Origin of the sequence: Polaromonas sp. 39-63-25 (assembly GCF_002278925.1) — a bacterium.
In the GTDB taxonomy this organism is placed as follows: domain Bacteria; phylum Pseudomonadota; class Gammaproteobacteria; order Burkholderiales; family Burkholderiaceae_C; genus Polaromonas.
The window spans coordinates 467,005-479,336 of the sequence record NZ_NCJH01000001.1 but is presented as its reverse complement, the minus strand read 5'-3'; the positions used below and the strand labels follow the sequence as shown (position 1 = coordinate 479,336).

At 64.4% G+C, this 12,332-nt stretch carries 9 protein-coding genes; 3 read left to right on the top strand and 6 right to left on the bottom strand.

Annotation, left to right across the window (positions count from 1 at the left end; all coding sequences use genetic code 11):
- Positions 1–225: 225 nt before the first annotated feature.
- Positions 226–2,193 (bottom strand): DNA primase, encoded by a 1,968-nt coding sequence (gene dnaG / locus B7X65_RS02275; protein ID WP_293592357.1) that lies wholly within the window; start codon positions 2,191–2,193, stop codon positions 226–228.
- Between the two features lie 92 nt (positions 2,194–2,285).
- Between dnaG and B7X65_RS02270 the strand changes: the two genes are divergently transcribed.
- Both B7X65_RS02270 and B7X65_RS02265 read left to right on the top strand, forming a co-directional pair.
- Positions 2,286–3,932 carry an acyl-CoA synthetase gene (locus tag B7X65_RS02270; protein WP_293592356.1) on the top strand — a complete coding sequence of 549 codons (1,647 nt, stop codon included), beginning with the start codon at positions 2,286–2,288 and terminating at the stop codon, positions 3,930–3,932.
- 89 nt (positions 3,933–4,021) lie between these two features.
- Positions 4,022–4,933, top strand: a complete 912-nt coding sequence (locus B7X65_RS02265) for a YihY/virulence factor BrkB family protein (RefSeq protein WP_293592355.1) — start codon at positions 4,022–4,024, stop codon at positions 4,931–4,933.
- A gap of 43 nt (positions 4,934–4,976) precedes the next feature.
- On the opposite strand, the gene ggt is transcribed toward B7X65_RS02265, so the two are convergent.
- From ggt to B7X65_RS02250, 3 genes are all read right to left on the bottom strand, one after another.
- Positions 4,977–6,833: a gamma-glutamyltransferase gene (gene ggt, locus B7X65_RS02260; RefSeq protein WP_293592452.1), complete on the bottom strand. Its 1,857-nt coding sequence runs from the start codon at positions 6,831–6,833 to the stop codon at positions 4,977–4,979.
- Positions 6,834–7,049: 216 nt separating this feature from the next.
- Positions 7,050–7,808 carry a 3-hydroxyacyl-CoA dehydrogenase gene (locus B7X65_RS02255; RefSeq protein WP_293592354.1) on the bottom strand — a complete coding sequence of 253 codons (759 nt, stop codon included), beginning with the start codon at positions 7,806–7,808 and terminating at the stop codon, positions 7,050–7,052.
- 239 nt (positions 7,809–8,047) lie between these two features.
- Positions 8,048–9,103 (bottom strand): extracellular solute-binding protein, encoded by a 1,056-nt coding sequence (locus B7X65_RS02250; protein ID WP_293592353.1) that lies wholly within the window; start codon positions 9,101–9,103, stop codon positions 8,048–8,050.
- A 22-nt stretch (positions 9,104–9,125) separates the two neighbouring features.
- Between B7X65_RS02250 and B7X65_RS02245 the strand changes: the two genes are divergently transcribed.
- Positions 9,126–10,124 carry a patatin-like phospholipase family protein gene (locus tag B7X65_RS02245; RefSeq protein ID WP_293592352.1) on the top strand — a complete coding sequence of 333 codons (999 nt, stop codon included), beginning with the start codon at positions 9,126–9,128 and terminating at the stop codon, positions 10,122–10,124.
- A 262-nt stretch (positions 10,125–10,386) separates the two neighbouring features.
- On the opposite strand, the gene phaP is transcribed toward B7X65_RS02245, so the two are convergent.
- Together phaP and B7X65_RS02235 are read right to left on the bottom strand one after the other, a co-directional pair.
- On the bottom strand, positions 10,387–10,929 hold the full coding sequence (phaP, locus tag B7X65_RS02240) for a TIGR01841 family phasin (protein ID WP_293592351.1): 543 nt from the start codon (positions 10,927–10,929) through the stop codon (positions 10,387–10,389).
- A gap of 262 nt (positions 10,930–11,191) precedes the next feature.
- Positions 11,192–12,322, bottom strand: a complete 1,131-nt coding sequence (locus B7X65_RS02235) for an ABC transporter substrate-binding protein (protein WP_293592350.1) — start codon at positions 12,320–12,322, stop codon at positions 11,192–11,194.
- Positions 12,323–12,332 lie beyond the last annotated feature (10 nt).

Sequence of the window (12,332 nt, the reverse complement as noted above, 5' to 3'; positions counted from 1 at the left end):
CAGGAGTCTGTCGGACTTGAGAGGTGTCTCAAGCCCGTCAGGCTCCACAGCAAGTTGTTTGGGCGAACATTTGGTGTGCAGTCCTTGCGGGGAGGTGGCCCTTCAACCTGTGAGGTCCCGTTCTTGCGGGGGGCTGGTACCGGAGGTGCTGCTGTCGCGCTTGCCGTAGCGGAAAATCGGATTATACCCTGTTGCCTCATTTTTGGGCAACAAAAAAGGGCCAAATCAGCTATTTTTCAGCAGGGCGGACAACTCTTCGTAACGCTGCCTGGCCGCCGGGTCGGCCAGCACCCGGGGCAGCAAATCGACCATTTCCTGCTGGCGTTTGAGCTTGAGGAGCTGGTCCAGGATGGCGCGGACCTCGTTCCAGTCGCACTCGATGCCCTCGTGAAGCTGGGCGATCTGGTCCACCGCGTATTTTTCCTGGGGGTGTTCGCGCAGCCCTTCGCGCAGGGCTGCCCAGGGCTGCGGCCCGTGTTCGTGCAGCTGGCTCTCCAGCCAGACAAACAGCGGCCCGTGCGGCGCCGGCAGTTCCGACAGCAGCACGTGTTCTTCCCCGCTGAGCTTGTCCCAGCTTTGCGGGTCGGTCAGCATCAGCCGCAGCACCCGGTCTTCGCGGCCGGCCGGCAACACCCGCCCCGCGATGCGCCGCGGCGGGCGGCTGGCACCTGGCTTGGCGCCGAAGCTGCGGCCGGCAGACCCGCCCGCCGACGACGGGGCGGGCAGCGACGCGGCATAAGCGCCTTCATCGTGCAAGTCGGCAAAGTTGCCGGAAAACTCCTCGAAATGCGGAACGGCGTCGGCATATTCAGGCGCTTTTGGCCGCTGGCCCTTTCCCTGTGTTCGCGAGTTGCTACTGTTTTTATAGTGCGGCGCGGCCGGTTGCCAGATCTGCAGCAGTTCGCGGCTGTCGATCAGCACGGTGTCGGCGATCTCGGCGAGCAACTGGTGCTTGAGTGTGCCGTCGGGCAGCAGGCTCCACAGCGGACGCGCATTGCTGGCCATGTGGGCGCGGCCTTCGGCGGTATCCAGGTCGCAGCCTTCGCCGGCGGCGTCGAGCATGAATTTGCTCAGCGGCACGGCCTTGGCGACATAGGCCGCAAAGCCTTCCTGGCCGTGTTCGCGGATGTAGCTGTCGGGGTCGTGTTCGGCCGGCAGGAACAGGAACTTGACGGTGCGCACGTCGGTGGCAAAGGGCAGGGCGGCGTCCAGCGCCTTGCGCGCGGCCCGGCGGCCGGCGCTGTCGCCGTCAAAGCTGAAGACCACCGACTCGGTGAAGCGGAACAGCTTTTGCACATGGTCGGCGGTGCAGGCCGTGCCCAGGGTGGCCACGGCGTTGGCAAAACCGAGCTGGGCCAGCGCCACCACGTCCATGTAGCCTTCGGTGACCAGCGCGTAGCCGTGTTCGCGCAGCGCGGTGCGCGCCTCGAACAGGCCGTAGAGCTCGCGGCCCTTGCTGAACACCGGGGTTTCGGGCGAGTTCAGGTACTTGGGTTTTTCGTCGCCCAGCACACGCCCGCCGAAACCTATGCATTCGCCCTTGACGTTGCGGATCGGAAACATGATGCGGTCGCGGAAGCGGTCGTAACGCTTGGCTTCGCCTTGGGCATTTTCCTCGCCAGGCTCACCGGTGATGACCAGGCCGCTTTCCACCAGCAGCGGGTCGTTGTAGTCGGGGAACACACTGGCCAGCGCGCGCCAGCCTTCGGGCGCGTAGCCGAGGCCGAAGGTTTTGGCGATTTCGCCCGACAGGCCGCGACCCTTGAGGTAGTCGATGGCGCGCGGCGCGTTGCGCAGGTGCTTGATGTAGGCGATGCCGGCTTTTTCGAGCACGCTGGTGAGGGTGGCCTGCTGCTCGCGCGCCTGGGCGGCACGGGCGCGCTCCTGCGGCGAGACGTCGTCTTCGGGCACCTGCAGGCCGTATTGCTGGGCCAGGTCCTTCACGGCCTCAACGAAGGTCATGCCGCCGTGCTCCATCAGAAAGCTGATGGCATTGCCGTTTTTGCCGCAGCCGAAGCAGTGGTAGAACTGCTTGGACGGGCTGACGCTGAAGGAGGGCGATTTTTCGCCGTGGAAGGGGCACAGCCCCATGAAATTGGCGCCGCCTTTTTTGAGCTGGACGTAACGCCCGACGATGTCCACCACGTCGGCGCGCGCCAGCAGTTCCTGGATGAATGATTGGGGAATGGCCACGGCTGTATTGTGCCCCGAGGCCATCGCGTTCCGCTGCCGAGCCGGTGCGGCTACCATGGCTGCACAGACCGCCCAACCCCGAGGAGACTTTGATGCCCAGCATTTTTGACCAGGACTTAGCGCCCAACGAGGCGAATTACGCTGCGCTGTCGCCGCTGTCGTTCATTGAGCGCACCGCCGAGGTTTATCCGGACCGGCTGGCGGTGGTGCATGGCGGCCTGCGCCGCAACTGGGCCGAGGTCTTCACGCGCTGCCGCCAACTGGCCAGTGCGCTGCAGCAGCGCGGCATAGTCAAAGGCGACACCGTCGCCGTGATGCTGCCCAACACCCCGCCCATGGTGGAGGCGCACTTCGGCATTCCGGTGACCGGGGCAGTGCTCAATGCGCTGAACACCCGGCTCGACCCCGAAACCATTGCCTTCATGCTGGACCACGGCGAGGCGAAAGTGGTCATCGTCGATGCCGAGTTCGCCGGCGTCATGAAAAAGGCGCTGGCCCTGCGCCAGTCGAGCGCGCCGCTGCTGGTCATCGACGTGGAAGACGCGCTGTACACCGGGCCGGTCGAGCGCATCGGCAGCATCCGTTACGACGAGTTCCTGGCCAGCGGTGACGCGGGGTTTGCCTGGCGCCAGCCCGACGACGAATGGGATGCGATTGCGCTGAACTACACCAGCGGCACCACCGGCAACCCCAAGGGCGTGGTGTACCACCACCGCGGCGCGGCGCTCAACGCGGTGTCCAACATCCTCGAATGGGACATGCCCAAACACGCGGTGTACCTGTGGACGCTGCCGATGTTTCACTGCAACGGCTGGTGTTTCCCGTGGACGGTGGCGGCACGCGCCGGGGTCAATGTCTGCCTGCGCCGGGTCGAGCCACAGGCGATTTTCGACGCGATCCGCCAGCATGGCGTGACGCACTACTGCGGCGCGCCCATCGTGCACGGCCTGCTGGTCAACTCGCCGGCCAGCATGAAGCAGGGCCTGCCGCGCGGCGTCAAGGCCATGGTGGCCGGTGCGGCGCCGCCGGCGTCCATGATCGAGGGCATGGAGGCACTCGGGTTTGACCTGACCCATGTTTACGGCCTGACCGAGGTCTACGGCCCGGCGACCGTGTGCGCCGCGCAGGACGGCTGGGAAAAACTCGACATCGGCGAGCGCGCCCGCCTCAATGCGCGCCAGGGCGTGCGTTACCACCTGGAGCGTGATGTGCGCGTGCTCGATTCGCAGACCCTGCAGCCGGTGCCGCAAGACGGCGAGACCATGGGCGAGATCATGTTCCGGGGCAACATCGCGATGAAGGGCTATCTGAAAAATCCGAAAGCGACCGAAGAGGCTTTTCTAGGGGGCTGGTTCCACAGCGGCGACCTGGCCGTGATGTACCCCGACGGCTACATCAAGATCAAGGACCGCAGCAAGGACGTGATCATCTCCGGCGGCGAAAACATCTCCTCGATCGAGGTCGAAGACGTGCTGTACCGCCACCCCGACGTGCTGGCCGCCGCCGTGGTGGCCAAGCCCGACGAACGCTGGGGTGAAACCCCCTGCGCCTTTGTCGAGCTCAAGGTCGGGGCGACGGCGACCAAGGAGGACATCGTGGCGCACTGCAAGAAACACCTGGCCGGCTTCAAGGTGCCGCGCGCGGTGGTGTTCGGCGAGCTGCCCAAGACCAGCACCGGCAAGATCCAGAAGTTCGAGCTGCGCAAGCTGGCCGGCTCGGCCGCCGCGATCGACGTATGACGCCAGGCGGGTTTGCTATCAAGAAGATAGCTGCTTGCGCATGTCTGGCAAGGGATTGAGGCTTATTTGATCTTGAACAGGCCGCAGCCATGACCCCCGGACCCCAGGCCGCTTATGTGATCCGGCACCCTGGCGCGTTTGCGCTGCGCGTGTTGCTGGGCTTTCGGGCCAACCAGGGCCTGCTGCTGGCGGGGGCGGTGGCTTATTACGCCTTGCTGTCGATTGTTCCGCTGCTGATCCTGATGGCGATTGCGCTGTCGCATGTGATCGACCAGTCGGCGCTGCTGGAGGCGCTGGGCCGCTACATCGGCTGGCTGGCGCCGGGCCAGGCCGACTTCATCGTGGGCGAGCTGGAAAACTTTCTCGCCCATCGCGAGCTCATGGGCTGGGTGCTGCTGGCCACCATGCTGTTTTTCAGCTCCCTGGCCTTCACCGTGCTGGAAAACGCGATGTCGGTGATTTTCCTGCACCGCGTGGCGATCCGGCGCCGCCGCTTCCTGGTGTCCGCGCTGCTGCCTTACGTCTACATCCTGTGCCTGGGCGTGGGCCTGCTGCTGGTGACGCTGGTCTCCGGCAGCTTCCAGGCCCTGGGCGACCAGAGCCTGGAGTTTCTGGGCTACAGCTGGTCGCTCAGCGGTTTCTCGGGCGTGTTGCTCTACCTGCTGGGCCTGGCCGGCGAGATCTTTGTGCTGACCTCGGTCTACATGGTGATGCCGGTCGGCAAGCTCTCGCTGCGCCACGCGCTGATAGGCGGCATCACGGCGGCGCTGCTGTGGGAAGTGACGCGCCATCTGCTGGTCTGGTACTTCGACACGCTGTCGCAGGTCGGCCTGGTGTACGGCTCGCTGACCACGGCCATCATCGTCCTGCTGAGCCTGGAGCTGGCCGCGACGCTGCTGCTGCTGGGCGCGCAGGTGATTTCGGAATACGAACGTTTAGGCACCGGCAAGCAGGACGCGCCGGCCGAGCCGATGCGAACCAGCGCGCTACCAAAAAAATAGCTGCTTGTGCCCGCTAGAGAAGGGCTGCAGCCACTTTTTATACTCAATCTCCCATGACCACGCCTTCGCGGCGCGGGTCGGCGCCGGCCAGCCACAGCGGCTTGCCGTGCGCTTGGCCGCGGGTGATCGCCTGCAGGCCGCTGGTCATGGTCATCTCGCGCACTTCATGGCCGCGGGCTTTCAGCGCCTCGACGGTGGGCGGTGCAAAGCGTTTTTCTTCCAGCAGGGTCGGGCCGTTGAGCGAGCCGAAGTTGGGCAGGTTGATGGCCTGCTGCGGCATCATTCCCCAGTTCAGCACGCCATAGATCGTCTTGGCGGTGTAGTGGATGATCAGCGCGCCGCCCGGGCTGCCGCCGCTCATCACGAGCTGGCCGGAGGCCTTGTCGAACACCAGGGTGGGCGCCATCGACGAGCGCGGCCGTTTGCCCGGCTGCACGCGGTTGGCCACGGGCTTGCCATCGGCATCGGTGGGCGCAAAGCTGAAATCGGTCAGCTCGTTGTTCAGCAGGAAACCCCTGACCATCTGGCGCGCGCCGAAAGCGTCCTCGATCGTGGTGGTCATCGCAATCGCGTTGCCATACGCATCGACGATGCTGATGTGCGAGGTGCCGTATTCGGGCTGCTCGGGCATGGGGGCATAAGCCAGGCGCGTGCCGCCTGGTGTGCCCGGTTTGGCGACCTTCATGCTTTGTCCGCCGGGCTGCGTGGCGATCAGCTTCGCGCGTTCGGCCAGGTAGGCCGGGTCCAGCAGGCTCATCCAGTTGCCGCCCGGCGCTTGCACGAAGTCGGGGTCGCCCAGGTACTGCGCGCGGTCGGCAAAGGCCAGGCGCGAGGCTTCGGTGTACAAGTGCAGCCAGTCGGCCGACGGTGCCGCGCCTGTGGTCCCGGGCGTGCCGCCCATGCCGGTGTCCAGGGCCAGCGTTGCCGCAGGCGTGTGGTTCAGGATGCCCAGGATCTGCCCGACCGCAATCGCGCCCGAACTGGGCGGCGGCATGCCGCAGATGCGGTAGTCGCGTGCCTGCGCGCGGTAGTCGTGGCAGATCGGCTCGCGTTTTTTGGCCTGGTAGCCGGCCAGGTCGGCCAGGCTCAGCTTGCCGGGGTTGGTCGGGTGGCCTTGCACCTTGGTCACGATGGCCTGGGCGACGTCGCCCTCGAGCAGTGCTTTGGAGCCGCCCGCAGCGATTTTTTTCAGGACATCGGCCAACGGCTGGTTGCGCAGCAGGTTGCCGGCGGCCAGCGGCTCGCCATTGGGCTGGTAAAAGTAGGCGGCGGCGACCGGGTCTTTTTTCAGGTGTTGCTCGGTTTTCAGCAGGGTGGCCAGGCGGGCGCTGACCTTGAAGCCGCCCTCGGCCAGCGTGATGGCCGGCACGAACAGCTGCGCCCAGGGCAGCTTGCCGTGCTGCTTGTGCGCCATCTCCAGCATGCGCACCGTGCCCGGCACGCCAACCGACCGGCCGCCGACCACACCGTCGATGAAGGCCATGGGCTTGCCGTCGGCGCCGACAAAGAGTTTTTCGTCAGCGGCCGCCGGCGCGGTTTCGCGGCCGTCAAAAGCCTCGACCTTGCTGCCGCTGGCATGCAGCAGGAAAGCGCCGCCGCCTATGCCGCTCGATTGCGGCTCGACGAGCGCGAGCACCATCTGCACGGCAATCGCCGCGTCGATCGCCGAGCCGCCGGCCTTGAGCACCTGGTAGCCGGCATCGGTGGCCAGCGGGTTGGCCGCGGCGACGGCAAAACTCGCGTTCGCCCAGCCGGGTTTTTCGGTGTAGCCCGACGTGCCTTCGGGCTGCGCCGGCACGCTGTAGGCGAAGGGCGGGGCCGTGGCGCAGCCGGCCACCAGCAGGGCGGCGGCCAGAGCCAAGCCGGACAGGGGAGACAGGACAGCGGCTCGCTTGAACATGAACGCAGGGGCGATGGTTTTCATGGCTTCTCCAGAAGGGATGGGCCATGGTAAACCCAAGCCCGGCGCAGCGCTGCAGGGTCAGGCCGGGTGGGGCGGGCGATTTTGTAAGCAGCGGAAAAAAGGCCGAGCTGGCTGGGTTTTCAGTCAGATCGGCCTTCAGCCCAGGCGGAGTGGGCGCAAGTAGCTATCAATACGATAGCGTTGGAGAGGTGTTTAGCGCGGTGCCAGGCGGATCGCGCCGTCCAGGCGGATCACTTCGCCGTTGAGCATGTCGTTTTCAAAGATGTGCTGCGCGAGTTTGGCGTAGTCCTGCGGCGTGCCCAGGCGGCTGGGGAAGGGCACGGAGGCGGCCAGCGAGTCCTGCACTTCCTGGGGCATGCCGAACATCATCGGTGTGCCGAAGATGCCGGGCGCAATCGTCATGTTGCGGATGCCGTTGCGAGCCAGGTCGCGCGCGATCGGCAAGGTCATGCCGACAATGCCGCCCTTGGACGCGCTGTAGGCGGCCTGACCGATCTGGCCGTCGTAGGCCGCGACGGAAGCGGTGGAGATCATCACGCCGCGTTCGCCGGTGGCTTCGGGTTCGTTCTTGCACATCGCGTCAGCGGCCAGGCGGATCATGTTGAAGCTGCCGATCAGGTTGACCGTGATGGTCTTGCTGAACACGCCGAGGTTGTGCGCGCCGTTTTTGCCGACGGTTTTTTCGGCCGGTGCAATGCCGGCGCAGTTGACCAGGCCCATCAGTTTGCCCATGGACACGGCCTTGGCGACCACGGCCTGACCGTCGGCTTCCTGGCTCACGTCGCACTTGACGAAGGCGCCGCCGATGTCTTTCGCGATGGCTTCGCCTTTTTCGACCTGCATGTCGGCAATCACGACCTTGCCGCCCTTGGCCGCCAGCATGCGTGCCGTGCCTTCGCCGAGACCCGATGCGCCGCCGGTGACGATGAATACTTTGCCTGCGATGTCCATGAGATGTTCCTTGGGGAAATGATGAGGGGGAGGGTGTTGCGGAGTTGACGTTAACGTCAACGTCAATGGCAATTATCACGCATAAAAATCACCCATAAAAAAGCCCGGCGAACCGGGCTTTTCGATGAACGGGGTGCTCTCTTTTCAAGCGGGGGCCGCGGGTCCGGCTCTGCCGGCCCGCAGGCGCAGCGCCCCCTCGGGGGGCAGAAAGCTACGCGAAGCGAGCGAACGTGGGGGCGTTATTTGTACCCGACGCGGTCCAGCATCTGCTGCACCTTCACCTGGTTGGCGCCGACGGTGCTGATCGGGATGGTCTCGGACTTGAAGCTGCCGCCCGACATGGCCTGCAGGGCCGCATTGCTGACTTTCACGCCGGCGACGGCGGGCCACTCGTTGTTGCCGTTGGCAAAGTAGTTCTGCGCATCGGGGCTGGCTAGGTACTCCATGAATTTCACCGCGTTGCCGATGTTCTTGGCGTTTTTGGCGACGGCCGCACCGGCGATGTTCACATGGGTGCCCCAGGACTGCTGGTTGGGAAACACCACACCGACCTTGTCGGCGATGGCCTTGTCTTCCGGCGCGGATGACCGCAGGATGCGCGCGAGGTAGTAGCTGTTGGTGATCGCGATGCCGCATTCGCCGCTGGCCACGCCCTTGATCTGGTCGGTGTCGCCGCCCTTGGGCGGACGGGCCATGTTGGCCACCATGCCCTTGAGCCATTCTTCGGCCCTGGCGGCGCCAAGATGCTCGGTCACCGCGCCGAACAGCGACAGATTGTAGGGGTGCGAGCCCGAGCGGGTGCACAGCAGGCCCTTGTTTTTCGGGTCGGCGAGTTCTTCGTAGGTGTCGACGTCTGCTTTCTTGACCTTGAGCTTGTCATAAACGATGAGACGGGCGCGGGTGGAAAAACCGAACCAGGTCGTGCCTTCGGGCGTGGCCTGGGCGCGCAGCTGCGCGGGAATCGCCTTTTCCAGCAGGGGCGACTTGATGGGCTGGAACAGGCCTTCGCTGTCGCCTTTGGCCAGCCGCGCTGCATCGACCAGCAGAATCACGTCGGCGGGGGAGGCTGCGCCTTCGGCTTTCAGGCGCGCGAGAATGCCGGCATCGTCCGCGTCCACGCGGTTGATCCGGATGCCCGTGGTTTTGGTGAAATTGCTGTAAAGCGCCTCATCGGTCTGGTAGTGGCGGGCAGAATACAGGTTGACCACCTGTTCCTGCGCGCTGACGCCGCCAGCGCCGCCCATCAGGGTGGCAGCCACGGCCAGGGTGGCCAGAATCGGGAATTTTTTCAACATGGTGCGAACTGTGAAGGTTGGAATGGCAATCAGTGTAATACAAACACGAATTATTCTCAATAGCTTTGCGGTCGTGACGGCTGCCCTGGGTTGGGCGGGCGGCTCGCTGGGTCGCGGGGCAGCACGTGCGGTCGCCGTGGCCGGGCTGGTCATACTGGCCGGCTGCGCCGGCCTGCCGGCCGGCACGGTGGCGCCCGTTGTCGGTCCGGTCGTCGAGACCCCGGCCCAGCGCGCGCCGCGTATCGGCCTGGCGCTGGGCGGCGGGGCGGCGCGCGGTTTTGCCCATGTGGGCGTGATTGCGGTGCTGGAAGAAGCCGGCATCCGGCCCTCCGTGGTGGTGGGTACCTCGGCCGGCAGCCTGGTCGCAGCGCTGTATGCCAGCGGCAAAAGCAGTGCGCAGCTGCAGCAGACGGCCCTGAACATGGAAGAGGTCGCGATCACCGACTGGATGCTGCCGATTTTCGGCCGCGGCATGTTTCGCGGCGAGGCTCTTGGCCGTTACGTGAACGATCTGGTGGCCGGCCGTCTGATGGAAAACATGGCCATTCCGCTGGGCATCGTGGCGACCGACCTGGGCAGCGGCCAGCCGGTGCTGTTCCAGCGCGGTGACACCGGCATGGCGGTGCGCGCATCCAGCGCCGTGCCGGCGGTGTTTGTGCCGGTCAAAATCAACGGCCGCGAGTATGTGGACGGCGGCCTGGTCTCGCCGGTGCCGGTGCGATTTGCGCGGCAGATGGGTGCCGAGCTGGTGATTGCCGTCGACATCTCCAATCCGCCCGAAGCCAACACGGCCGACGGCACCTTGCAGATCCTGCTGCAGACCTTTGCCATCATGGGGAAAAGCATCAACCAGTACGAGTTGAAGGATGCCGATGTAGTGGTGCAGCCCTCGCAGGCAGGCCTGAAAAGCGCCGACTTCTCGGCCCGGCAACGTGCCATCGATGCGGGACGGGCGGCGATGCGGGCGGCGCTGCCCGCACTCAGGGCGAAGATGGCCACCGTGCGCACGGCAGCGCGCTGACGCTCTGTTTTTGATAGCTGCGTACGGACGACCAGCAAGGGCTCAAGGCCTTTTTTGGCCAAAAAAAAGCCCGATCTTGCGATCAGGCTTTGAAGGGGTCCGTGAAACTTGATTTCTGGAAGGACCCGAGGAGACAACCGGCTGGAACTTGCGCTCCGATACTTGTTTAACGGCAGCAGGCTCCGGAATCTACAGGATTTGAGTTTCTCAAACCCGACCTGAATCAGTTGGTGGCTCGGCCCGCTAATTCAAGCCCTGTTCATCAACGCTTTTTGGAAGCGGTTTTGGTGGCGTTCACGGCGGTGTTGGTCACCGCGGTGAGGTTGGCTTCGGCCATGTCGCTGGCTTGTTTGACGGCTTTCTGGACCGACTCGAAAGCGTTGGTGGCGGCAGCCACGGCGCTTTTCATCACGGCCACAGCGGACTCGGAACCGGCCGGTGCGTTTTTGGCGGCGCTGTCAACCAGGCCCATGAATTTAGCCTGGGCTTCGGCAGCCTGGCCTTCGAAGGCCTTGCCGACTTCAGCACCGGTGCCGGTGGCGATGTCGTACAGGTGGCGGCTGTAAGCAGCGGTTTTTTCAGCCAGGGGCTGCATCAGGCTGGCTTGCAGGGCCAGCAGTTCCTGGGCGTCTTTGGCGCCGAGCAGGGTCTGGGTGTGGTTGGCGGTTTCAGCCAGGGCAGCCTTGGAAGCCTGGACATTGAGTTCAACCAGTTTCTCGACGCCTTCGAAAGCCTTGCTGGTCAGACCAAACAGGGTTTCAACGGTTGCTTTGTGGGAAGCCATGATTTGTTCAGCGGTCAACATATTTAAATCTCCAATAAGTGGGTTAAGAATTCAATTAGTTGCGCTGCCGGACAATCTGCTGTTGGGCTTGTCTTGTCGATTGCTGCACTGCAACATAACTCAAGTATAGGGATCAGGCGCACGATTGCAAGCGATTTTTGTTGCAGTGCAGCATTTTAGAGATCAAGCTCTAGCGCCCGCCCTGTTGAGAGGCGGGAGGCGCAGAGGCGCCTGCCGGAGGGCCAGGCGCTGTCAAGGGGAGGGGCCTGGAACCCCGCCGGACTCAGTAGCGCAGCTGCCCCTCGTTGTCGATGATGGCCATCTCCACATAGGTGGACCCGTTGTGTGACTGCGGCGAGTACTTCGCCACAAAACGGCCGAAGCTGATTTCGCCGGCCCCCTCCATGGCCTTGATGAACGAGTCCGTGCTCAGTGGCCGGCCGGCCCTGCGCAGACCCTCGACCAGCAGTTTGGCGTGGACAAACCCCTCGAACTGCGAGGCCGAAGGGCGCGCGTCCGGCGATTTTTCGCGCAGGAGCTTCAGGTACTCGGCCACGGCCGGGATGGTCGTGTTGCGCAGCGACGGCATGATCTGGGTCAGGATGATCCCGCGCGCATCCTGCTTCAGCTCGCGGTTGATCACGTCCACACTCGCGACGGAAAAACCATAGAAGCTCGGCTTGACGGAAGTCTGCAGGACGGCCTTGACGTAATTTGTGAACGTGGTCCCTGCCGTGCCCAGTATCACGGCCTGCGGCTGAGCCTTTTCGGTGGCGGTAGCGGCTGCCTTGAAGTCGGGTTGGGCTGGATCGATCTTTGTTTCGACGACGAAGCTCATTTTTTCGAGGGTTGCGGCCTGGCGCAATTCGGCGAGGAGGGTTTTGCCGAGGCCGTCGTCCTGGTAGAACACCGCAATGCGCGAAATGCCCATCTGCTTCAATTGGGAAATGATGCGCCGCGCTTCATTGGCGTAGCTGGCGCGCACATGAAAAAGGTAGGGGTTGAACTTGTCCCTGAAAGCGGAGGCGCCCGTCACCGGCCCGAAGGCGATGGTCCGGGTTTCCTGCAGCAGCGGCAGGATCGCGCCCGTCTGCGCGGTACCGGTGCTGTTGTAGATCAAGAACACGCCGTCTTCCTCGATCAGCTTGCGGGTGTTGTCCACCGCGCGCTTGACGTCGAAGCCATCATCCAGCGTGGTGTAGCTGATCTTGCGTCCGTGCACACCGCCGGCCGCATTCACCGCGTCGAAGTACAGGCGCGAACCCACGCCGTATTCCTTGGTCTGGGCCCCCAATGGACCGCTGAGCACGGCCGACGCGCCAAGTCGTATTTCTGTGGGCGTCACGCCCTTGTCGCCTGCAATCGCCTGGGCGCCTGCAAACACCATCAATGCCATGAGTGTTGAACGAAACATGTGTTTCTCC